We start from the raw sequence: 22,459 nt of genomic DNA on the forward strand, positions 1-22,459 counted from the left end.
TGGCCCCGCGCTGCATGTCGATCAGCCCGAGTGACTCACCGAGCTCCAGGTGGTCCTTCGGGTCGTCGGCCGCGCGCAAATTCGATTGTGAGGCTTGGGTTCCCACGCAGGGCGCCTACCGCGAGCTGACGTCCACCTCGAACTGCACCACGTTCCAGGCGCGCCGGCTGGCCACCCGCTATCGCGACGAGGCGGGCAAACCGCAGACCGCCGCCACGCTCAACGGCACGCTGGGCACCACGCGGTGGCTGGTGGCGATCCTGGAAAACCACCAACAGCCCGACGGCAGCGTGCGGGTGCCCGAGGCCCTGGTGCCGTTCGTCGGCACCGAGGTGCTCGAGCCGAATCGCCACTAATAACTAGCGCGCCCTGGCGGCCACCTGGCCCGGCGTATGCCCGAAGGCTCGCCGGTAGGTGTCGATGAACGCACTCGGTGTGGCCCAACCGCATTCGGCCGCCACCGACGTGACGTCGCGCCGCTCGGCGAGCAACACCAGGGCGTGCTGCAGCCGCACCTGGGTGCGCCACTGCGGGAACGTCATCGCCAGTTCGTCGCTGAACAGGCGGCTCAGCGTGCGCTGGCCGACCCCGAGCCGGTCACCGATCTGCCGCAGCGACAACGACTCCCGCAGGTTGTCGGCGATCAGCGCGCACGCTTGCCGCAGCCGGCCGTCGACCGGTGTGGGAATCCACAGCGCCTCCCCGATGCTGGTGGCCTGTAACTGGTCGTGCAGCACGGCCAGCATCCGGTGGTGCTCGTCGGTGTCGGTGCCATCGGTTTGCGAACACGCGATGATCAGTTCGCGCATCAAGGGATTGACCGCCAGCACGGCGGGGGCCGCGGGGCCGCGGCGGTAGCGGTCGGGGTCCAGCGCGACGCCGTGAAACTGCGTGGTGCCGTGGAACTTGTGTTCGTGCCAGCACCCCGCCGGTATCCAGATCGCGCGGTTCGCCGGCGTGATCCACATTCCGGTCGGGGTGGTCACCGAGACGGCACCCGAGGACGGGTAGACGATCTGGTGCAAAGGATGCCGGTGCCGCTCGATGTGGGATCCCGGCGGCAAGGTCTGCGACGAAGTCGCCAGCCCGTGATGGCTGAATTCCGACATATCACGGCAGGATATCGGAAGCCCGCACCCCGTGTGGGCGCCTAGCGTTCTCGGTATGGCGATGAATCTTTTGCACCGACGGCGCTGTAGCTCCGCGGGCTGGGAGCAGGCGGTGGCCGATCAGCTGTTGCCGTGGGCCCTGCGGGACGTCGAATTGGGCGCGCGGACTTTGGAAATCGGCCCCGGCTACGGGGCGACGCTGCGTGCGCTGATCGATCGGGCGGCCGCGCTCACCGCGGTCGAGGTCGACGGCGCGATGGCCGATCGTCTGCAGCGCCGCTACGGTGATCGCGCGCGCATCATCCACGGCGACGGCAGCGAAACCGGTTTGCCGACAGACCATTTCACCTCGGTGGTGTGCTTCACCATGCTGCACCACGTGCCTCGCGCCGAACTGCAGGACCGCCTGTTCGCCGAGGCGTTCCGGGTGCTGCAACCGGGCGGGGTCTTCGCCGGCAGCGACGGCGTCCCGTCCCTGGCATTTCGGCTGCTGCACGTCGCCGACACCTACAACCCGATTCCGCCGGCCGACCTGCCGGCGCGGCTTGCGTCGGCGGGATTCACCGACATCCACACCGAGGTCAAGGGCGGCCGGCAGAAATGGCGGGCCACCAAACCGGTCGGCTAAGCGGCTACCGTCGCACGGTCGCGTTCGTGGCGGCGCTGGCGCTCCATCGTGGCGAAGTAGAACGCGAACGCGAACGCGAAGCTGGTGAACAGGCTGGACACGAAGTACAGCCACGGGTGGCGCAGGCCCCTGCGGTAGCCGTCCACGATCGTAAAGATCGGCAGCAGAACGACATTGGCGATCGTGTAGTCCTGGCTGGCCGAGCTGGCGGCCGGGTTGGTGAACATCAGCCTGATGTATTCGAGCCAGCTGCCGTGTTCGCCCCACAGCGGATTGGTGGGTCCGTGCGCGTACTGCTGCACGTAGGTGATGTTGAAGTACCAGCCGAGGGCGACCGACGCGATGCCGACGACGTAGTATACGACTTCCATCGGTGAGAACAGCGGGCCGCTGGCCGGCCGGGCGAAGACCCCTCTGTTGGCCAGGACGATCCAGCTGATGACCGTCAGTCCGAGTACCGCGTGAGTGAGTAGCGAGACCATGGGCGCAGTCTCGCCCGGGTCCGGAAGTTTTGTCAATATTGTCAAAAAGTTTCTTGATACCTTACTGCCATGGTCCGGCCCGCTCAGACGGCGCGCAGCGAGCGCACGCGCGAAGCGCTGCGCCAGGCCGCCGTGGTGCGGTTCCTGGCCCAGGGCGTGGAGGACACGTCGGCCGAGCAGATCGCCGCGGACGCCGGGGTGTCGCTGCGGACGTTCTATCGCCACTTCAGCTCCAAGCACGACCTGCTGTTCGCGGACTACACCGGGCTGCACTGGTTTCGCGCGGCGCTGGAGGCCAGGCCGGTCGACGAGCCGGTCATCGACTCGGTGCAGGCGGCGGTCTTCGCCTTCCCCTATGACGTTGAGGCCGTGACGAAAATCGCCGCGCTGCGGGGCGGTGATCTGGACCAGGGCCGCATCGTCCGCCACATCCGCGACGTCCAGGCCGACCTGGCCGACGCCATCGAGGAGCAGCTGCGCCGGCGCAGTGGCGCGGCCGATCGAACGCCGGATGTGCGGCTGCGGGTCACCGTGACCGCGCGGTGCATCGCGGCCGCGGTGTTCGGCGCCATGGAGGCCTGGATGGTCGGCGACGACCGGTCGCTCGGCGAACTGGCCCGGATCACCCAGGTGGCGCTCGAGTCGCTGCGGGGCGGGATCTCCGGCACATGGATCACCGCAGTTTCGTCATAATTGACAAAACTTTGCGGTCGTGCGAGCCTCCCTTTCGGAGGGCAGGACATGACTGAATACGACGCGATAGTTATCGGTGCCGGGCACAACGGGCTCACCGCGGCAGTGCTGTTGGCCAAGGCCGGGCTGCGCACGGTGTGCCTGGATCCCAAGCTCTACGCGGGTGGCATGGCTTCCACCGTCGAGCTTTTCGACGGATACCAGTTCGAGATCGCCGGCTCGGTGCAGTTCCCGACGTCGCAGGTGGTGGTCGACGAGCTGGGCCTGGACACCCTGCCGACCATCGACCTGGACGTGATGTCGGTGGCGGTGCGCGGCGTCGGCGACGATCCGCTGATCCAGTACAGCGACCCCGTCAAGCTGTTCACCCATCTCAACGAGGTGCACGGCGCCGACGCCGTCAACGGGATGGCGGGGCTGATGGCGTGGAGCCAGGGCCCGACCCGCGCGCTCGGCCGGTTCGAAGCCGGCACATTACCCAAGAGCATCGATGAGATGTATGCCTGCGCCACAAACGAATTCGAGCGCTCGGCGATCGACGACATGCTGTTCGGCTCGGTCACCGACGTGTTGGACCGCTATCTGCCCGACCGGGAGAAGTTCGGTGCGATCCGCGGCTCGATGACCGTGCTGGCCGTCAATACGCTCTACCGGGGCCCGGCCACGCCGGGCAGCGCGGCCGCGCTCGCCTTCGGGCTCGGCGTACCCGACGGCGACACCATGCAGATGAAGAAGCTGCGCGGCGGCATCGGCGCGCTCACCTCGCACCTGTGCGACGTCCTGGAAAGTCATGGCGGTGAACTTCGGTTGCGCACCAAGGTGACCGAGATCCTCGTCGCCGACGGGCGGGTGACCGGCGTGCGCACCGAGGCGGGCGAGACGTTGCACGCCCCGATCGTCGTCTCGGGGATCGCGCCGGACGTCACGCTCAACGAGATGATCGAACAGGGCGCGCTGCCCGCCGATATCCGGGAACGCTATGCCCGCATCGACCACCGCGGCAGCTACCTGCAGATGCATTTCGCGCTCGAGGAGGCGCCCGTCTTCGCCGCGCCGTATGAGGCCCTCAACTCACCGGCCATGCAGGCCTCGATCGGCCTGTTCTGCACGCCGGAGGAAGTCCAGCAGCAATGGGAGGACGCGCGGCGCGGCATCGTCCCGGCCGATCCGACCGTCGTGCTGCAGATCCCGTCGCAGAACGACCCGGGCCTCGCACCCGACGGCAAGCACGCCGCGTCGGCGTTCGCGCTGTTCTTCCCGATCGAGGGCGACGTCGACTACGGGCAGGCCAAGGTCGAGATGGGCCAGCGGGTGATCGACAAGGTCACCCGGCTCGCCCCGAATTTCGAACGCAGCATCATCCGGCACACCACCTTCACGCCCAGGCACATGGGCGTCATGTTCGGCGCGCCCGGCGGGGATTATTGCCACGGCCTGTTGAACGCCAACCAGATCGGGCCCAACCGGCCCGGCCCGCGGGGCTTCCTCGGCCAGCCGATCCCGATCGAGGGCCTGTATCTGGGCAGCGCGGGCTGTCACGGGGGCCCCGGCATCACCTTCATCCCCGGTTACAACGCGGCGCGCCAGGCGCTCGCCGACCGCGGGGGCGCGGGGGCGTCCTAACCGCGCCGGCCGAGCAGGTCGTCCAGCAGGGCGGTGAATTCTTCGGGACGCGCCGGCGTGAACGCCGGGCTGGGCCGCGTGCCCGGCACGTCCAGCGTGATCAGCGTCGACTTGAGCGGGCGGCCGATGTCCAGCGGCAACCACCGGCGGAAGTCCGAGCTGCCCCAGATCCGGAACCGCTGGGTGAAAAGGCCCAGCTGCTCGGCCTTGTACCCGCGGATCGCGTCGAGCGCGATCACCTTCGCCGTGCCGGAAGGAAAGTGATAGCGGCGCAACGTGATCGCCGCACGATCCAGCTGGATCAGGCCGTCGTCGTAAGATGCGCTCACGCCCGCGAACTCCGCAGCTGGTGGCCCTTGGCGGTCAGGCAGCGACCGTCGTCCAGTCGCCACTGCCAGCCATGCAGGTTGCAGGTCAACGTGTTTCCCTCGACGACGCCGAATTTCGACAGGTCGGCCTTGAGGTGCGGGCAGCGACGCTGAATCTCCCAGCCGTCCAGCGTGACCGACGCCGAGTCGTCGTGCGTCTCGGCGAACCAGCCGTCGGCGTAAGCGATCCGTTCGTCGGTCAGGCACTTGAAGAAGGTGTACAGGTACTCGTTGTAGCCGCCGACACGCCAGGCCCGAAACCGGGTCGACAAGAAGATGGTGTTGACCCAGTCCGGCTCGCGATCGCGCAGCACGGTGCGAACCAGCTCCGGCGCTATCTCGAAGCCGTAGCGGACCTTCTCATCCGGAATGCGTTCCCGCACAGCGCGTTTCGGGAAGTCAAGGACCACGGTTTCCGGCCCCAGCACCAGTTCGACGGGATAACCGATTCCGTCGCAGATCTCGTCACTTTGCGACATGATCGGCTCGAACAGGGCGCGCAACGGTTCCAGCAGCGGCTCCCCGGTGGCCGGTGCCCAACTCGCCCGCTCGGCGGCGACGACGGGCGCCATCCGCTCGGCGTAGTCGGCGATGTAGTCGGCCTTGCCCGTGGTGAAGATGGCCTCGACCTGGTCGGCGGGCAGCGGGTGGGTCAGCGAATTGAGCTGCGAGCCGGTGAAATCGGCGGTCGACCCGGGAATCATCAGCAGGCCGCCGGCGTGGCCGTGTTTGCGCATCTGATCCAGGAACACCACCTGGTCGGGGAAGATGTTGGCCGGATCCGCATGGTCGTCGTTGAGGTGGCGCAGTTCCGGATCGAGGAAGCAGGGCGGCCCCGCGGACGGGACCACCCAGGTCGCCCCGACCTGGGTGAGGTATTGGCGGGCGCGGTCCATCTGGCGTTGCCGCTTCTGGATGCCGAACGACTCCTTGGCGCGGGCCGGCATGTCGTAGACCATCGGGTACCAGATGGCCCCGGAGTACTGCAGCAGGTGAACGTCGATGTGCCCGAATTCGGTGGCCAGCGCGTCCAGATCCACCGGCCGGGCGTCGTTCATGTTGAAAACCGTTGTCGCGCCGTCGGAAACCAACAGCGCTGAATCGCCGATCGGACCGTCGGCGGGCGCCCGCAGCGCGATGATCATGACGTCAAGCTCGCCCTTCGGGCCGGCGATCCGGTGCTTGACCGAATCGCTGGTCTCGAAGAATCGGTGAAACCCCAGCTTTTGCAATGCGTTTCGCAGGTCGGGCACCGGAAAGTCCGGCAGCAACACCACGGCGTCCTTGTTGACGTGCTCGGCCAGATTCTTCGCGTCGAAATGGTCCCTGTGCAGGTGCGACACATACAAGTAGTCGCAGGCACCCAACGCGTCCCAGTCCAGCGTGCTGTTGTCCGGGAACGGGAACCAGGACGCGAAGTAGGCCGGATTGACCCAGGGGTCGCACAGGATGCTGCCCGCTTGGGTCTGGATCAGAAATCCGGCGTGGCCGACGCTGGTGACCTGCACTGATACCTTCCTGGGGCCGGTAGAAGGCCTTCGAAAGGCTTCTGCGGCCTCGGCCGGGGATGACGGCTTTTCAGCCCCCGAGCTTAGCGCGAGCCGGCATCTTCGGCGTTCCACAACCGCCGGTAGTAGTCGATGCGCACTGGGTCGGGCTCGACACCGTATGCGGCGAAGAATTCCCCCTCCCATCCCCGACCGGGGTAGTTCCAGCCCAGCGACAGCGTTGCCACCGCGAGGTCGGCCCACCGATCGCCCACACCGAGGTCGCCGAGGTCAACATGTCCGCTGTAGCGGCCCTGGCCATCGATCAACGTGTTCGGCGCGCAGGCATCGCCGTGGCAGACCACCAGCCGGTCGACCGGCGGTGGCTCACCAAGCGGCGACCGGGCTGCCGGCGGTAATGCGGCCAGCCGCGCACTCACCGACCAGTCGAAGGGGCACGCCTGAGCCGGAAGCCGGTCATGCAATTCGCGCAGACCCGCACCGATTGCGCACACCGCGACGTCCGGTGCCGCCAGCCACCGTGGATGCACGGCCGGCAGGCCGGGCAGCCCGCGAGTGTGCAGCCACGAATGGTCCCCGGCCATCCCGTGGCCGAGCACTTCCGGCACCGTCCTCAGGTAGTGACGTGCCCACCGCAGACGCTGCGCCTCACCGGCCAGGTCGGTGGTGCCCGGCTCCGCCACCTTGATGAATTCAACCCCGCCGGTGGCGTGCCCAGCAGTCGCGTCAGCACCTACCCGAAAGGTCACTCCGCCGAGCTCATTGACCCAGACCGCCCGCACCGGCCGGCCGGCGGCGAACCGGTCGACGATCGCAGGCACAGGCGGTGGGGATGATGGGGCGGACAACGACGGCCTCCTTGCGGCGCTTTGGATTCTCGGCTCTGGGGACGGCGGGTGGCGGGGAGCATTAGGCTGAACTGCTGTGGAACCGGTTTACGGGACTGTCATTCAACTCGCCCGCCTGGTCTGGCGCGTCCAGGGCCTGAAGATCACGATCGCCGGCGTGGAGAACCTGCCGACCAGCGGCGGAGCGGTCATCGCGATCAACCACACCGGCTACCTGGACTTCACCTTCGCGGGGTTGCCGGCCTACAAGCAGGGTCTGGGCCGCAAGGTGCGGTTCATGGCCAAGCAGGAGGTGTTCGACCACAAGGTCACTGGGCCGATCATGCGCAGCCTGCGGCACATCTCGGTGAATCGCCAGGACGGCGCCGCCTCCTTCGAGGACGCCGTCCGCAACCTCAAGGACGGCGAGCTGGTCGGCGTCTATCCCGAGGCCACGATCAGCCGCAGCTTCGAGATCAAGGAATTCAAATCCGGCGCCGCGCGGATGGCGGTCGAGGCCGGGGTGCCGATCGTTCCGCACATCGTCTGGGGCGCCCAGCGGATCTGGACCAAGGACCACCCGAAAAAGCTCTGGCGGCCCAAGGTTCCGATCATCGTGCTGGTCGGCGAACCGATCGAGCCGACGCTGGCCGTCGAGGAGCTCAAGGGGCTGCTGCACTCGCGCATGCAGCATCTGCTGGAGCGCGCGCAGGAAATGTACGGGCCGCACCCCGCCGGCGAGTTCTGGGTGCCCCACCGGCTGGGCGGGGGCGCGCCATCGTTGGCGGAGGCGGCCCAGTTGGAGGCCGAGGAGGCGGCCGCCCGGGCGGCCCGGCGGGCCCGGTCCGCAGGGGCGCCGGAGTCGTGATCGATGGTGGAGCCGACCTTCCGCGCCTTGGAGCTGCTGGCTCATCTGGTGGTCAAGGCCACCGGCACCAAGATCACCTTCCGCGGTGAGGAGCAGATCCCCGAGCGGGGCGGCGCCGTGGTGGCGATCAACCACACCAGCTATGTCGACTTTCTGCCGGCCGCGCTGGCCGTCCACCGCCGGGGGCGTCGGCTGCGGTTCATGATCAAGGCCGAGATGCAGCAGGTCAAGCCGGTCAACTTCCTGATCAAGCACACCCGCACCATCCCGGTGGATCGCGGCGCCGGGGCGGGCGCCTACGCGGTGGCGGTGCAGCGGCTGCGCGAGGGTGAATTGGTGGGGGTGTATCCGGAGGCCACGATCAGCCGCAGCTTCGAGCTCAAGGAGTTCAAGACCGGCGCCGCGCGGATGGCCATCGAAGCCGACGTCCCAATCGTGCCGGTGATCGTCTGGGGGGCGCAGCGCATCTGGACCAAGGATCACCCGCGAAATGTGGGCCGCGCCAAAATACCCATTACTGTGCAGGTAGGCGCGCCATTGACGGCGCGCGAAGACATTGCGCAGACCGACGCCGCCCTGCGCGACTCGATGACCACCTTGCTGCACCGCGCGCAAGAGCACTATCCGGGCGAGCCCGGAGCGATTTGGCTGCCGCGCCGGCTGGGCGGCGCAGCGCCGACCCCGGCCGAGGCCGCTCGCATCGAGGCAACCGAGGCGGCGGCCCGCGCGGCTAAAAGGGCCGAGCGCCCGTCGCAGTAGGCGAAGGAGAGAACATGCCCGAGGGGTTCTACCGGCTGGCGGAATGGATCGTTCCGCCGATGGTCGCGATGCAGGGGACCAAGTTCACCTATCACGGCCTGGAGAACATTCCCGCGCGCGGCGGCGCCCTGCTGGCCCAGAACCACACCAGCTATCTGGACTGGCTTCCGACGTTGATGGCCGTGCGCGAGCGTCACCGGCGCGCCTACTTCATGATCAAGGCGGAGATGGCCGACGTGAAGGCGGTCAACTACGTCATCAATCACGCCCGGCTGATCCCGGTGGACCGCAGGTCCGGGCACGACGCCTTCGAGGTGGCCGTGCAGCGCATGCGCGAGGGCGAGCTGATCGGGATGCATCCCGAGGCCACCATCAGTCGCAGCTTCGAACTGCGCGAGTTCAAGACGGGGGCGGCGCGCATGGCGCTGGACGCCCACGTGCCGATCGTTCCGATCGTCGTGTGGGGCGCGCACCGGATCTGGCCCAAGGACCATCCCAAGAAGGTGTTCCGCAACAAGGTCCCGATCACGGTGGCGGCCGGGCAGCCGTTGCCGCCGCGCGGCACACCCGAGGAACTCAACCTGCTGTTGCGTTCGGCGATGAACGACCTGCTGTACCGGGTGCAGGAGGAATATCCGCACCCGAAGGACGAATTCTGGGTGCCGCGGCGGCTGGGCGGCAGCGCGCCCACCCAAGAGGATTCCCGGGCCCTGCGGTTGTCGGAGCTGCAGGAGCGAATGCGCAAGTACGGCACCGACGGCGTGACCCGGCCCGGGCAGAACCAGAGCGGGCTGCATTGAGCGGTCCGGCCAGCCGGCGAGGGGGACGGTCTCGATGACCCTGCCGGCGCTCATCGCCTGCGACGTCGACGGCACCCTGTTCGACGACGACGAGAAGATCTCCCCGCGCACCCGCGACGCCATCCGCGCCGCGGTGGGCGCCGGTGCGCAGTTCGTGGTGGCCACCGGCCGCCCGCCGCGCTGGATACGTCCGGTCGTCGACGCGCTGGGTTTCGCGCCGATCTCGGTGTGCGCCAACGGCGCCGTCATCTACGACGCCGCGACCGACCGGGTGGTGTCCACCCGCACGCTGAGCGTCGACACCCTGGCCGAGCTGGCGCAGCTGGCCACCCGCGTCATCCCGGGCGCCGGTTTGGCCGTCGAGCGGATCGGCGAAAGCGCGCACGACACGGCGACGCCGCAGTTCGTCAGCTCGCCGGGCTACGAGCATGCCTGGCTGAACCCGGACAACACCGAGGTGTCGATCCAGGATCTGCTCAGCGCCCCAGCGATCAAGCTGCTCATCCGCCGGTCCGGAGCCCGCAGCGCCGACATGGCGGCCGAATTGGCCAAGCACGTCGGCATCGCGGGCGACATCACCTACTCCACCAACAACGGACTGGTCGAGATCGTGCCGCTGGGCACCAGCAAGGCCACCGGCATCGACGAGATCGCGCGGCCGTTGCAGATCACCCCCGAGGAGGTGGTGGCGTTCGGCGATATGCCCAACGATCTGCCGATGCTGCGGTGGGCCGGACATGGCGTTGCGATGGGCAATGCCCATCCCGACGTGCAGGCCGCCGCCGACGAGGTGACCGCCCCGAACAACGACGACGGCGTGGGCCGCGTGCTGGAGCGCTGGTGGCTTTAGGGCTGCATCACGTGGGCGTCGGGTGCGACGGCAGCGAGAAGTGCTCGGCCGGAACCGTTGGGCCGCTCGGGGATTCGGTGGTCAGTGGAATGGTGATCCCGTCGACCACCTCGGAGACGTTTCCGGTCAGCCGCTCGTAGTTCAGCGTGCCATGCTGGAAATTCTGCGTAATCTGTAGCGGCTCTTGGATTTCCGCGCTGGTCGGCAATCCGAGCGGGCCGCGTTCATAGCTCTGCGAGCCCCAGGCGTCGTAGATGGCGCCGGTGACCGGCTGGGCGCCGGTCTCGGGCGACCAGTACATCGCGCCCCGGGCGAAGGTGACGAAGCGGGCGTCGCCCTCCGCGCTGTCTTCCGGTGAGGTCGGCGAGCCCAGTACGCTGCTCATCCCGCCGATCGCCTGCCAGTGGTCATAGATCGCACCGCCCTGCAGCGCCTTGAGCAACTCTTCGGGCGGATCGTTGACATGCGATGCGATATCACGCATTTCGTCCATCAACGCGTAGGCCGCGTTGCCCGGGCAATCGGTGTTCCCGACGTCGCGGTGGGTGAAGATCGTCGGCAGCGTCGCGATGGCGCCGGCCGGGAAGGTGGTGTAGTGGCTGCCGGCCGATTCCAGTTGCACCGTGCCCTTCGGGTCAACGTTGTCCAGGCCCAGTCGCCAGCCCAGCAACCGGCCCATGGTCCGCAGCTGGATCGGGGTGGGGGGCACGTCGTCGAAGTTGCCGATCATCGCCACACCCCAGGTGTTGCGGTTGAATCCGCCGGTGTGGAAGGCCTCGACAGCCTTGGTCATCCCGCCGGCGCTGCCCTCGAACACTTGGCCGTACTTGTCCACCAGCGCGTTGTACGCGATGTCGCACCAGCCCAGCGTCTTGCTGTGGTAGGTGTAAATCGCCTTAACGATGCCGGCCGATTCAAGCGGCGAATAGTCGTTGCTGCCGGCGGTGTGGTGGACCACCGCCGCGCGAATCCCGTTGTCGTACTGCGGGGAACCGCATCGCAACGATTCGTCGGCGCCCCATTGCGCGCGGCTGATGATGGGCGGGGCCTGGCCGGGCATCAAGACTCCGGCCGGTGGTGTCCAATGCGTGTCGGCCGGCGCCTGCGGTGGGGAGATGAGGACGGCCGAGATGTTCTGCCCCAAGGGCTGTTCGCGGGATGCCGGCTTATAGCCCAGATCGGGTTTCTCCGTCGGCGGCGCCGGGGGCGGTTGGGTCACCGCGGCGTCCAGCGGCCGGGTGACCGCGATCTGAACCGTCGTGGTGGTGCCGACGAACACCGGATCGGTGCCGCGGGGCCCCTCGAGGGACCCCGCCGTTGTCGCCCCGTCGGGTGCTGCGGTTTCGTACTCGGTCTGATACCAGGGGCCCCACGAGCCGTCGCGGTGCTTGGCCCGCACGCGCGTCGACGTGCCGGCCAGGTCGCCGGTGAGGGCAACCAGCGAGAAGGGGGTGCCCTGACTGATTTCGCGGACCGTGACGCCGGCCCCCAGCCCGACCAGCGGCTGTTCGGCCAGTTGGGTGCCGTGGGACGGCCCCGGGCTGGCGGCGCCGCGATCGCGTGTCGTGTCGGCCACCCACGAGACCAGGACGACGGTCGCCGCCATGGCGGTGAGCAGCATCGTCGGCGCACGACTGCGAGACACCAGCCGATGTTACGTGTGTTCCTAATGTTATCTGTGAGACGACACGAACTGAGCGGCGGCGAATGTCGACCAAAAATCGACGGCACCGCAGATATTTCTGCGGTGCCGTCTTGTGGAGGGTTTGTAAAGGACTAGACCGGGGGCAGCGCCGGTACCGCACCGGCGGCCGCCGGCAACGCGCCGGCCGCGCCCGCGGCGGCGGGAAGAGCGCCCGCGGCCGCACCCGGTAGGGCACCCGCGGCACCCGGGAGGGCACCCGCGGCACCCGGGAGGGCACCCGCGGCACCCGGCAGAGCGCCCGCGGCACCCGGCAGCGCACCCGCGCCACCGTGCATACCCTGCGTGATGGCCGGCATCACCAAGCCCTTGAGCAGGTCGATCGCCTGGCCGGCACCCAGCTGGTTGGCGGCTTGCATCACGTCGTTGACCAGACCGCCACTGGCACCGCCGGTGCCCGATCCGCCGCCCAGGCCGGTGCCGCCGCCGATCGGCGACGCGTTACCGAAGGTCGACGGGTCGCCCAGGATCGGGTAGGTACCACCGGCGCCCGGGTCCAACCCGGCCCCGGAGTCGATCGGCACCTCGCTCGGCGACACCGCCGGCCCGCCCAGGCCCGGCGAAACTCCGGCCGGGCTGGTCAGTCCGGGATTGGACAGCGCCGGGTTGAGCCCGGCACCCGGAGTCGCGACACCGCCACCGGGGGTGGTGGGCAACGCGCCGGGAGCGGTGAGTCCGGGCGTCAATGGCGCCGCACCGGGGCTTGTCAGTCCCGGGCTTGTCAAGCCGGGGCTGGCCAGACCGGGACTGGTCAAGCCGGGGCTGGCCAGGCCGGGACTGGTCGCGCCCGGATTGGTCAGGCCCGTCGTCCCCAGTCCGGGGGTCCCGAGGCCCGGAGTGCCCAGGCCGGGGCTGGCGAGACCCGGCGTGGCGGTCGCGCCCCCGTTCAACGCGGGTATCGGGGGCATGTTGATCCCGAATTGCGACAGCCCCTGCGACAGGGCGCCCATCAGCTCACCGGGCAGGTCGCTCATCACCGCGGCCTGCTTGAACTCGTGGTGCTCGGGCGCCTTGTTGCCGGCGGTCGACTCGTAGACAAGGAAGTATGCGCAAGGACTCGCCACTGCCAGGGCGGCAACCGCGCTCATGGCTGTTGAGAGCTTGCGTCGGCGTCGGTTCGGCACGGAAGTCTCCTCTATCTGACTATGTGTTGTGTCGGCGCGTCCCGCCGGTCCTAGCTGGTGGGAATCACACAAAGTCGATGGTACGAGTGGTGATCGTGTTACTAGAGTGGTGATATTGAATCGTGAGGCAATTGCGACCCCGACTGTGATCGCGGATCCGCGGCGCCACAACGGCGTCGTCACAAGCCGAGCCCGCCGCATGGCCTCGCCAAATGGGTTAGGGCCACGCGGTCGGATACCCTAAGCAACCGATGACCGCTCGTTTCGATCTTTTCGTCGTCGGCTCTGGATTCTTCGGACTGACCATTGCCGAGCGCGTGGCTACCCAGCTCGGGAAGCGCGTACTTGTCGTGGACCGCCGCCCGCACATCGGCGGCAACGCCTACTCAGAAGCCGAGCCGACCACCGGCATAGAGGTGCACAAGTACGGCGCCCACCTGTTCCACACCTCCAACAAGAGGGTGTGGGACTACGTGCGGCAGTTCACCGAGTTCACCGACTACCGCCACCGCGTCTTCGCGATGCACAACGGGCAGGCCTACCAGTTCCCGATGGGGCTCGGCCTGGTGTCGCAGTTCTTCGGCAAGTACTTCACCCCCGACGAGGCGCGCCGGCTCATCGCCGAGCAGGCCGCCGAGATCGACACGGCCGACGCGCAGAACCTCGAGGAGAAGGCGATCTCGCTGATCGGCCGCCCGCTCTACGAGGCCTTCGTCAAGGGTTACACCGCCAAGCAGTGGCAGACCGACCCCAAGGAGCTGCCGGCCGCCAACATCACCCGGCTGCCGGTGCGCTACACCTTCGACAACCGCTACTTTTCCGACACCTACGAGGGGCTGCCCGTCGACGGTTACACGGCCTGGCTGCGCAACATGGCCGCCGACGACCGCATCGAGGTCAGGCTGGACACGGACTGGTTCGACGTGCGCGACCAACTGCGCGCGGACAGCCCCGACGCGCCGGTCGTCTACACCGGGCCGCTGGACCGCTACTTCGACTACGCCGAGGGCCGGCTGGGCTGGCGCACGCTGGATTTCGAGCTGGAAGTGCTGCCCATCGGGGACTTCCAGGGCACACCGGTGATGAACTACAACGACCCCGACGTGCCCTACACCCGCATCCACGAGTTCCGTCACTTCCACACCGAGCGCGACTATCCGACCGACAAGACCGTGATCATGCGGGAGTACTCGCGCTTCGCCGAGGACGACGACGAGCCCTACTATCCGATCAACACCGAGTCCGACCGCGCCCTGTTGGCCGCCTACCGGGCCAGGGCGAAGGCCGAGACCGCGTCGTCCAAAGTGCTGTTCGGCGGCCGGCTGGGCACCTACCAATACCTGGATATGCACATGGCCATCGCCAGCGCCTTGAACATGTACGACAACGTTCTCGCGCCGCACCTGCGTGACGGCGCATCCCTGACGGAAGCCCAGAACAAAGAGGAAGGCGCGCGCTAATGTCCGCCGTGAGCCTGCTGTCCCGGATCATCCTGCCGCGTCCCGGCGAGCCGCTCGACGTGCGCAAGCTCTACCTGGAGGAGTCGACGACGAACGCCCGGCGCGCGCACGCGACCAGCCGTACGTCGTTGGAGATCGGCAAAGAGTCCGAGGTGTCGTTCGCCACCTACTTCAACGCGTTCCCGGCCAGCTACTGGCGGCGCTGGTCGATCTGTCAGTCCGTGGTGCTGCGGGTCGAGCTGACCGGAACCGGGCGCGTCGACGTCTACCGCACGAAGGCCACCGGGGTGCGAATCTCGGTGCAGGGCCGCCAATTCGTCGGCACCGACGAGCAGCCGGCCGTCGTCGAGATCGAGGTGCCGCTGCGGCCGTTCGAGGACGGCGGCTGGATCTGGTTCGACATCACCACCGACACCGCGGTCAACCTCATCAGCGGCGGCTGGTACGCGACCGAGCCCGCGCCGGGCACGGCCAACATCGCCGTCGGCATCCCCACCTTCAACCGCCCCGCCGACTGCGTCAACGCGCTGGCCGACCTTACCGCGGATCCCTTGGTAGACAAGGTGATCGGTGCGGTCATCGTCCCCGACCAGGGCACCCGCAAGGTGCGCGACCACCCGGACTTCGCCGCAGCGGCCGCGGGCCTGGGCAGCCGGCTGTCTATTCACGACCAGCCCAACCTCGGCGGTTCCGGCGGCTACAGCCGGGTGATGTACGAGGCGCTGAAAAACACCGACTGCCAACAGATCCTGTTCATGGACGACGACATCCGCATCGAGCCGGACACGATCCTGCGGGTGCTGGCGCTCAACCGGTTCGCCAAGACGCCCACGCTGATCGGCGGGCAGATGCTCAACCTGCAGGAGCCGTCACACCTGCACATCATGGGCGAGGTCGTCAACCAGGCGAACTTCATGTGGACCGCCGCGCCGCACGCCGAGTACGACCACGACTTCGCCAAGTTCCCGTTGAACGACAAGAACGATCGCAGCGCGCTGCTGCACCGGCGCATCGACGTCGACTTCAACGGCTGGTGGACGTGCATGATCCCGCGGCAGGTCGCCGAGGAGCTGGGCCAGCCGCTGCCGCTGTTCATCAAGTGGGACGACGCTGAATACGGTCTGCGCGCCGGCGAGCACGGCTACCCGACGGTCACGCTGCCCGGCGCCGCGATCTGGCACATGGCCTGGAGCGACAAGGACGACGCCATCGACTGGCAGGCCTACTTCCACCTGCGCAACCGGTTGGTGGTGGCGGCGCTGCACTGGGAGGGTGACATCACCGGCCTGGTCCGCAGCCACCTCAAGGCGACCTTGAAACACCTTGCCTGCCTTGAGTATTCGACGGTCGCCATTCAGAACAGGGCCATCGACGACTTCCTCGCCGGCCCGGAGCACATCTTCTCGATCCTGGAATCGGGTCTGCCGGAAGTGCATCGGCTGCGCAAGGAATACCCGGACGCCGTCGTGCTGCCGGCGGCCAGCGAATTGCCGGCGCCGTCGCACAAGACCAAGGCGATGAAGCCGCCGGTGAACCCGGTCTCGATCAGCTACCGGCTGGCCCGCGGCATCCTGCACAACATGACCAAGGCCGACACCGAATCCCACATCCGGCCTGAGTTCAACGTGCCCACCCAGGATGCGCGCTGGTTCCGGCTGTGCACGGTCGACGGCGTGACGGTCACTACGGCGGACGGCTGTGGCGTGGTCTACCGGCAGCGGGACCGGCGAAAGATGTTCTCGCTCTTGTTCGCATCGCTGCGTCGTCAGCGTCAGTTGCTCAGCCGCTTCGACGAGATGCGCCGGGTGTACCGCGACGCCCTGCCGGTGTTGTCCAGCAAGCAGAAGTGGGAGACGGCGTTGCTGCCAGCTGCAGAACATGCATGAGGCCGCCGCTGCACAGGCGCCCCGCGGCGAGGTGGCCGCGTTGGTCGCCGTCCAGGCGGCGCTGAGCGATCGTCCCGGGGCGCTCCCCACCGCCCGAGCGCTGTCCCACTTCGGCGAGCACAGTCTCGGCTGGGTGGTCGTCGCCGCGCTCGGCGCGCTGCTGTCACCGAAGCGGCGCCGCGACTGGCTGGTGGCCGGGGCCGGCGCGTTCGCCGCGCACGCCGCCGCCGTCGTCGTCAAGCGGATCGTGCGCCGCAAGCGGCCGCATGATCCCGCCATCGCGGTGAACGTCGGCACGCCCAGCCAGCTGAGTTTCCCGTCCGCACATGCCACTTCGACCACCGCCGCGGCCATCCTGATGGGCCGGACCACCGGCCTGCCGCTGCCCGCGGTCCTGGTGCCCCCGATGGCCTTGTCGCGGATGCTGCTGGGCGTGCACTACCCCAGCGACGTCGCCTTCGGCATCGCCCTGGGCGCCGTCGTTGCGGCGCTCGCGCGCCGTGCACGAGAGGTGTGGCTGGATGAGTGAGGACGTCGTGACCCGGCCGCCGGGCAACCTGATCACCGGGGTGATCAAGGCGATCCGGCCCCGCCAGTGGGTGAAGAACGTCTTGGTGCTGGCCGCACCGGTGGCCGGGCTGGGCAGCGGCATACGGTACGACTACGGGCAGATGCTCACCCAGGTGGGGCTGGCGTTCGTGGTGTTCAGCCTGGGGGCGTCGTCGGTGTATCTGGTCAACGACGTCCGCGACGTCGAGGCCGATCGCGAGCACCCCACCAAGAGATTCCGCCCGATCGCGGCGGGCGTGGTGCCCGAGTGGCTGGCCTACCTCCTGGCGGTGCTGCTGGGTGCGGCCTCGCTGGGCATCGCATGGCTGGTGACGCCGAACCTGGCGCTGGTGATGGCCATCTACCTCGCCATGCAGCTGGCGTACTGCTTCGGCCTCAAACACCAAGCGGTGCTTGACATTTGCATCGTGTCGTCGGCATACCTGCTGCGCGCCATCGCCGGCGGCGTGGCGACGGAAATCCCACTGTCCCAATGGTTCCTGCTGTCGGCCGCGTTCGCGTCGCTGTTCATGGTGGCCGGCAAGCGCTACGCCGAGCTGCAGGTCGCCGAGCGCACCGGCGCCAAGATCCGCAAGTCGCTGGAGAGCTACACCAGCACCTATCTGCGATTCGTCTGGACGATGTCGGCGACGGCGGTGGTGATCTGCTACGGCCTGTGGGCGTTCGAGCGCGACCACCACTCGGGGTCCTGGTACGCGGTGTCGCTGGTCCCGTTCACCATCGCGATCCTGCGCTACGCGGTCGACGTCGACGGCGGCCTGGCCGGTGAACCCGAAGACATCGCGCTGCGGGACCGGGTGCTGCAGCTGCTGTTCCTGGCGTGGATCGCGACAGTCGGAGCCGCCGTTGCCTTCGGTTAGCCCCGAACTGCAGGCTCTCAAAGCGCGCATGATGCGCAGCCGGCCGGTGCTCAGGCGGCCCGGCTGGCCCGTGTTTCCGTACACCACCATGGTGCGGGTCAGCCTGTGGATCAGCGTGGCGGTGGTCGCCGTGCTGTTCGGCTGGGGGAGCTGGCAGCGGCGGTGGATCGCCGATGACGGCCTCATCGTGTTGCGCACCGTGCGCAACCTGCTGGCCGGCAACGGCCCGGTGTTCAACCAGGGTGAGCGGGTAGAGGCCAACACCTCCACCGCCTGGACCTACCTGATGTACGTGGGGAGCTGGGTCGGCGGCCCGTTGCGCATGGAGTATGTGGCGCTCGCGCTGGCGCTGGTGCTTTCGGTGGCGGGCATAGCGCTGCTAATGCTGGGCGCCGCGCGGTTGTATGCGCCGAGCCTGCGCGGCCGCAAGGCGATCATGTTGCCCGCCGGTGCGCTCGTCTACATCGCGCTGCCGCCCGCGCGGGACTTCGCCACCTCCGGGCTGGAGAGCGGCCTGGCCCTGGCGTATCTCGGGTTGCTCTGGTGGATGATGGTCTGCTGGGCCCAGCCGGTGCGCAACCGCGCGGATAACAAGGTGTTCGCCGGCGCGCTGGCCTTCGTCGCCGGGTTCAGCGTGCTGGTGCGCCCGGAGCTGGCCCTCATGGGCGGCCTGGCGCTGATCATGATGCTGATCGCGGCTCGGACCTGGCGCCGCCGCGCATTGGTCGTGGTGGCCGGGGGCTTCGTCCCGGTCGCCTACGAGATCTTCCGGATGGGCTATTACGGCCTGCTCGTGCCCGGCACCGCGCTGGCCAAGGACGCGGCCGGGGACAAGTGGTCGCAGGGCATGATCTACCTGTTCAACTTCGACGCGCCCTACGCGGTGTGGATCCCCCTGGTCCTGCTGGTGCCGCTGGGGGCGCTGCTGTTCGCCGCGCGACGCCGGCCGTCGTTTCTGCGCCCCGCGCTGGCGCCCGACTACGGCCGCCTGGCCCGCGCCGTGCACAGCCCGCCGGCGGTGGTGGCGTGGGTGCTGGTCAGCGGTCTGCTGCAGGCCCTGTACTGGATCCGGCAAGGCGGCGACTTCATGCACGCGCGGGTGCTGCTGGCGCCGCTGTTCTGCCTGCTGGCTCCCGTCGCCGTCGTCCCGATCGCCATCCCCGACGGCCAGGACTATTCGCGGGAGACCGGTAACTGGGTCGCCGGCGCCGCGGGCGCGCTCTGGCTGGGACTGGCCGGATGGGCGTTGTGGGCGGCGAATTCGCCGGGCATGGGCGACGACGCCACCCACGTCACCTATTCCGGGATCGTCGACGAGCGCCGCTTCTATGCCCAGGCCACCGGTCACGCGCATCCGCTGACCGCCGCGGACTACCTGGGTTACCCACGGATGGCGGCCATCCTGACCGCCCTCAACAACACTCCCGACGGCGCGTTACTGCTGCCGTCGGGCAACTACATCCAATGGGACCTGGTGCCGCAGGCTCAGCCGGCGCCGGGTGATAAGTCACCGCAAAAACCGCAGCACGCCGTGTTTTTCACCAACCTCGGCATGGTGGGCATGAACGTCGGGCTCGACGTCCGGGTCATCGACCAGATCGGTTTGGCGAATCCGCTTGCGCAGCACACGGAACGGCTCAAGCACGGCCGCATCGGGCACGACAAGAACCTGTTTCCCGACTGGGTGATCGCCGACGGTCCCTGGGTGAAGGTGCCGCCGGGGATTCCGGGCTACCTGGATGCGCAGTGGGTCGCAGAGGCCGTCGCGGCGCTGCAGTGCCCCGACACGAAGGCGGTGCTCAGCTCGGTGCGCGCCCCGATGACCCCGCACCGATTCCTGTCCAATCTGGTGAATTCCTTCCGTTTCACCGGATATCGGATCGATCGGGTGCCGCGCTACGAACTGGCGCGATGCGGGCTGCCGATACCCCCGGAGGCACCGCCTCCACCGCGCGAGTAAGCGTCGCGCAGAAGAAATTTCGGTACATCCCGAACAAATCACATCCCGCCCGCCGCGAAAAAATGCTAGCAACATCACAATTGGCCTCTCACCAGCCCGCAATGACGATCAAGCACATGTTGAAAGCGCGCCCGTTAGACACATGTTTTAATTGAAAACCGCTGGGTACGAGGGTTGCTCGGCGGTCGGCGCCGCCGCCTCGATGCGACCGAACGCCACAAGGTGTGGTTGACTACACGAGCACTGCCGCGCCTGTGCGCTGGCAGGTTCGATCCAATCAAGCAAGAAGCGCCCGATCGGTGCAATGCGCCGAGAGGCCGCAAGAAGGATGAGGAAGCAAGGATGACGCTTGTCGACAGATTGCGCGGCGCCGTGGCGGGTATGCCGCGCCGGCTCGTCGTGGCGGCCGCTGGTGCGGCGCTGCTCTCGGGCCTGATTGGCGCCGTCGGAGGCTCGGCGACCGCCGGGGCCTTCTCGCGCCCGGGTCTGCCGGTGGAGTACCTGCAGGTTCCGTCCGCCGGGATGGGCCGCGACATCAAGATCCAGTTCCAAAGCGGTGGCCCGAACTCCCCGGCGTTGTACCTGCTCGACGGTATGCGTGCGCAGGACGACTTCAACGGCTGGGACATCAACACCCCGGCGTTCGAGTGGTACAACCAGTCGGGCATCTCGACGGTCATGCCCGTCGGTGGCCAGTCCAGCTTCTACTCCGACTGGTACAAGCCCGCCTGCGGTAAGGCCGGCTGCGTCACCTACAAGTGGGAGACCTTCCTGACCAGCGAGCTGCCGGCGTACCTGGAGAGCCAGAAGCAGGTCAAGTCCACCGGCAGCGCCGTGGTCGGCCTGTCGATGGCCGGTTCGTCCGCGCTGATCCTGGCCGCCTACCACCCGCAGCAGTTCATTTACGCCGGCTCGCTGTCGGCGCTGCTGGACCCGTCGCAGGGCATGGGCCCGTCGCTGATCGGCCTGGCCATGGGTGACGCCGGTGGCTACAAGGCCGCCGACATGTGGGGTCCGAAGGAAGACCCGGCGTGGGCGCGCAACGACCCGTCGCTGCAGGTCGGCAAGCTGGTCGCCAACAACACCCGCATCTGGGTGTACTGCGGTAACGGCAAGCCGTCCGACCTCGGTGGCGACAACCTGCCCGCCAAGTTCCTCGAGGGCTTCGTGCGGACGTCCAACCTGAAGTTCCAGGACGCCTACAACGGGGCCGGTGGCCACAACGCGGTGTGGAACTTCGACGCCAACGGCACCCACGACTGGCCCTACTGGGGCGCGCAGCTGCAGGCGATGAAGCCTGACCTGCAGTCGGTGCTGGGCGCCACCCCGGGTGCGGGTCCGGCCACAGCCGCCGCGACCAACGCCGGAAACGGCCAGGGCACCTAACCAACGCCAAGCAAGACGACCAGCGGCGGGAACCCTTCGGGGTTTCCGCCGCTGGCCGTTGGCGCCTGTGACGTGTTTCACTACCCCGCGGGCGGGGGAACTAAGCCGCTGGCTAATGTGCTTTCAGCGACTAGACGATGGAGGGTGGACATGACGGTCGGGCGGGGTATGTCAGCGCTGCTGCGGTTGTTCTGCGTAGCCGTACTCGCGGTCGGGTTGGCCTTCGCGCTGCAGCCCGCCGCAACCGTCGGCAAAGCCCGCGCGGCGGGCTACGAAAGCCTGATGGTTCCCTCGGCGGCGATGGGCCGCGACATCCCGGTGGCCTTCCTCGCCGGCGGACCGCATGCCGTCTACCTGCTGGACGCCTTCAATGCGGCCCCGGACGTGAGCAACTGGGTCACCGCCGGTAATGCGATGAACACCCTCGGCGGCAAGGGCATCTCTGTGGTAGCCCCGGCGGGCGGCGCCTGGAGCATGTACACCAACTGGGAGCAGGACGGCAGCAAGCAGTGGGACACCTTCCTGTCCAGCGAGCTGCCCGATTGGCTGGCCGCCAACAAGGGCCTCGCCCCCGGCGGCCACGCCGCCGTCGGCGCCTCGCAGGGCGGGTACGGCGCGATGGCGCTGGCCGCTTTCCACCCCGACCGCTTCGGCTTCGCCGGATCGCTGTCCGGGTTCCTCTACCCGTCGAGCACCAACTACAACGGCGCCATCCTGGCCGGCCTGCAGCAGTTCGGCGGCATCGACGGCAACGGCATGTGGGGCGCCCCGCAGCTGGGCCGCTGGAAGTGGCACGACCCCTACGTGCACGCCTCGTTGCTGGCGCAGAACAACACCCGGGTGTGGGTGTGGAGCCCGACCAACATGGGCGGCGACGACGCCGCCATGATCGGCCAGGCGGGCGCGGCGATGGGCAGTTCCCGGGAGTTCTATCAGCAGTACCGCAGCAACGGCGGACACAACGGCCACTTCGACTTCCCCGGCGGCGGCGGCAAC

At 68.1% G+C, this 22,459-nt stretch carries 22 protein-coding genes; 15 read left to right on the plus strand and 7 right to left on the minus strand.

The features are described from left to right. The coding region (locus A9W96_RS27335; protein ID WP_304441743.1) for an aminoacyl--tRNA ligase-related protein at positions 1 to 356 on the plus strand (356 nt) is incomplete at its 5' end. Between the two features lie 3 nt (positions 357 to 359). Here A9W96_RS27335 and A9W96_RS27340 read toward each other — a convergent pair. Continuing rightward, positions 360 to 1,109, minus strand: coding sequence for a helix-turn-helix transcriptional regulator (locus A9W96_RS27340; protein ID WP_067144399.1), 750 nt, complete (start codon positions 1,107 to 1,109; stop codon positions 360 to 362). A 55-nt stretch (positions 1,110 to 1,164) separates the two neighbouring features. On the opposite strand from A9W96_RS27340, the gene A9W96_RS27345 reads away from it, so the two are divergent. Further along, complete coding sequence (locus A9W96_RS27345; protein WP_067144400.1) at positions 1,165 to 1,737, plus strand: class I SAM-dependent methyltransferase; 573 nt, start codon at positions 1,165 to 1,167, stop codon at positions 1,735 to 1,737. On the opposite strand, the gene A9W96_RS27350 is transcribed toward A9W96_RS27345, so the two are convergent. Continuing rightward, a complete protein-coding gene (locus A9W96_RS27350) occupies positions 1,734 to 2,219 on the minus strand; it encodes a DUF2834 domain-containing protein (protein ID WP_067144401.1) in 486 nt (161 codons plus the stop codon). The genes A9W96_RS27345 and A9W96_RS27350 overlap by 4 nt on opposite strands. A gap of 69 nt (positions 2,220 to 2,288) precedes the next feature. Here A9W96_RS27350 and A9W96_RS27355 point away from each other — a divergent pair, with 69 nt between their 5' ends. Next, positions 2,289 to 2,912, plus strand: coding sequence for a TetR/AcrR family transcriptional regulator (locus A9W96_RS27355; protein WP_067144402.1), 624 nt, complete (start codon positions 2,289 to 2,291; stop codon positions 2,910 to 2,912). 48 nt (positions 2,913 to 2,960) lie between these two features. Then, positions 2,961 to 4,535: an NAD(P)/FAD-dependent oxidoreductase gene (locus A9W96_RS27360; RefSeq protein WP_067144403.1), complete on the plus strand. Its 1,575-nt coding sequence runs from the start codon at positions 2,961 to 2,963 to the stop codon at positions 4,533 to 4,535. Here A9W96_RS27360 and A9W96_RS27365 read toward each other — a convergent pair. The 3 genes from A9W96_RS27365 to A9W96_RS27375 form a co-directional block, all read right to left on the minus strand. After that, entirely contained in the window at positions 4,532 to 4,864 is a 333-nt protein-coding gene (locus tag A9W96_RS27365; protein ID WP_066873143.1) for a hypothetical protein, read from the minus strand. The two genes, A9W96_RS27360 and A9W96_RS27365, sit on opposite strands and share 4 nt — an antisense overlap. Then, positions 4,861 to 6,411 carry an MBL fold metallo-hydrolase gene (locus A9W96_RS27370; protein ID WP_067144404.1) on the minus strand — a complete coding sequence of 517 codons (1,551 nt, stop codon included), beginning with the start codon at positions 6,409 to 6,411 and terminating at the stop codon, positions 4,861 to 4,863. Before A9W96_RS27370 ends, A9W96_RS27365 begins: the two co-directional genes overlap by 4 nt. A gap of 83 nt (positions 6,412 to 6,494) precedes the next feature. Beyond that, a complete protein-coding gene (locus tag A9W96_RS27375; protein WP_067144405.1) occupies positions 6,495 to 7,259 on the minus strand; it encodes a phosphotransferase in 765 nt (254 codons plus the stop codon). Positions 7,260 to 7,335: 76 nt separating this feature from the next. Between A9W96_RS27375 and A9W96_RS27380 the strand changes: the two genes are divergently transcribed. From A9W96_RS27380 to A9W96_RS27395, 4 genes are read left to right on the plus strand one after another with little or no spacing between them, the layout of a single operon-like run. Then, on the plus strand, positions 7,336 to 8,106 hold the full coding sequence (locus A9W96_RS27380) for a 1-acyl-sn-glycerol-3-phosphate acyltransferase (RefSeq protein WP_066873135.1): 771 nt from the start codon (positions 7,336 to 7,338) through the stop codon (positions 8,104 to 8,106). A gap of 3 nt (positions 8,107 to 8,109) precedes the next feature. Then, on the plus strand, positions 8,110 to 8,865 hold the full coding sequence (locus A9W96_RS27385) for a 1-acyl-sn-glycerol-3-phosphate acyltransferase (RefSeq protein WP_067144406.1): 756 nt from the start codon (positions 8,110 to 8,112) through the stop codon (positions 8,863 to 8,865). Between the two features lie 14 nt (positions 8,866 to 8,879). Then, positions 8,880 to 9,665 (plus strand): 1-acyl-sn-glycerol-3-phosphate acyltransferase, encoded by a 786-nt coding sequence (locus tag A9W96_RS27390; RefSeq protein WP_066873131.1) that lies wholly within the window; start codon positions 8,880 to 8,882, stop codon positions 9,663 to 9,665. Between the two features lie 34 nt (positions 9,666 to 9,699). Further along, positions 9,700 to 10,515, plus strand: coding sequence for a Cof-type HAD-IIB family hydrolase (locus tag A9W96_RS27395; RefSeq protein ID WP_067144407.1), 816 nt, complete (start codon positions 9,700 to 9,702; stop codon positions 10,513 to 10,515). Between the two features lie 7 nt (positions 10,516 to 10,522). On the opposite strand, the gene A9W96_RS27400 is transcribed toward A9W96_RS27395, so the two are convergent. Both A9W96_RS27400 and A9W96_RS32955 read right to left on the minus strand, forming a co-directional pair. Beyond that, positions 10,523 to 12,163, minus strand: coding sequence for an LGFP repeat-containing protein (locus A9W96_RS27400; protein WP_197499680.1), 1,641 nt, complete (start codon positions 12,161 to 12,163; stop codon positions 10,523 to 10,525). A 128-nt stretch (positions 12,164 to 12,291) separates the two neighbouring features. Continuing rightward, positions 12,292 to 13,341, minus strand: a complete 1,050-nt coding sequence (locus A9W96_RS32955; protein WP_231998353.1) for a PirG — start codon at positions 13,339 to 13,341, stop codon at positions 12,292 to 12,294. A gap of 251 nt (positions 13,342 to 13,592) precedes the next feature. On the opposite strand from A9W96_RS32955, the gene glf reads away from it, so the two are divergent. The 7 genes from glf to A9W96_RS27440 form a co-directional block, all read left to right on the plus strand. Then, positions 13,593 to 14,801: a UDP-galactopyranose mutase gene (glf, locus tag A9W96_RS27410; protein WP_066880196.1), complete on the plus strand. Its 1,209-nt coding sequence runs from the start codon at positions 13,593 to 13,595 to the stop codon at positions 14,799 to 14,801. Next, positions 14,801 to 16,687 (plus strand): glycosyltransferase, encoded by a 1,887-nt coding sequence (locus A9W96_RS27415; RefSeq protein ID WP_066873112.1) that lies wholly within the window; start codon positions 14,801 to 14,803, stop codon positions 16,685 to 16,687. The genes glf and A9W96_RS27415 overlap by 1 nt, the downstream gene beginning before the upstream one ends. Then, positions 16,680 to 17,216, plus strand: a complete 537-nt coding sequence (locus A9W96_RS27420) for a phosphatase PAP2 family protein (RefSeq protein WP_197499679.1) — start codon at positions 16,680 to 16,682, stop codon at positions 17,214 to 17,216. Before A9W96_RS27415 ends, A9W96_RS27420 begins: the two co-directional genes overlap by 8 nt. Continuing rightward, the gene (locus tag A9W96_RS27425) at positions 17,209 to 18,117 is read left to right on the plus strand and encodes a decaprenyl-phosphate phosphoribosyltransferase (RefSeq protein ID WP_066873110.1); all 909 of its coding nucleotides are present in this window, start codon (positions 17,209 to 17,211) and stop codon (positions 18,115 to 18,117) included. Before A9W96_RS27420 ends, A9W96_RS27425 begins: the two co-directional genes overlap by 8 nt. Then, positions 18,104 to 20,077 (plus strand): terminal beta-(1->2)-arabinofuranosyltransferase, encoded by a 1,974-nt coding sequence (aftB, locus tag A9W96_RS27430; RefSeq protein ID WP_304441744.1) that lies wholly within the window; start codon positions 18,104 to 18,106, stop codon positions 20,075 to 20,077. Before A9W96_RS27425 ends, aftB begins: the two co-directional genes overlap by 14 nt. 342 nt (positions 20,078 to 20,419) lie before the next feature. Continuing rightward, complete coding sequence (gene ag85A / locus A9W96_RS27435) at positions 20,420 to 21,463, plus strand: diacylglycerol acyltransferase/mycolyltransferase Ag85A (protein WP_067144410.1); 1,044 nt, start codon at positions 20,420 to 20,422, stop codon at positions 21,461 to 21,463. Between the two features lie 150 nt (positions 21,464 to 21,613). Beyond that, positions 21,614 to 22,459, plus strand: an 846-nt coding sequence (locus A9W96_RS27440) for an esterase family protein (protein ID WP_067144411.1), incomplete at its 3' end; no start/stop codon positions are given.

This window comes from Mycobacterium sp. 1245852.3, assembly GCF_001669335.1.
GTDB classification, from domain to species: domain Bacteria; phylum Actinomycetota; class Actinomycetes; order Mycobacteriales; family Mycobacteriaceae; genus Mycobacterium; species Mycobacterium europaeum_A.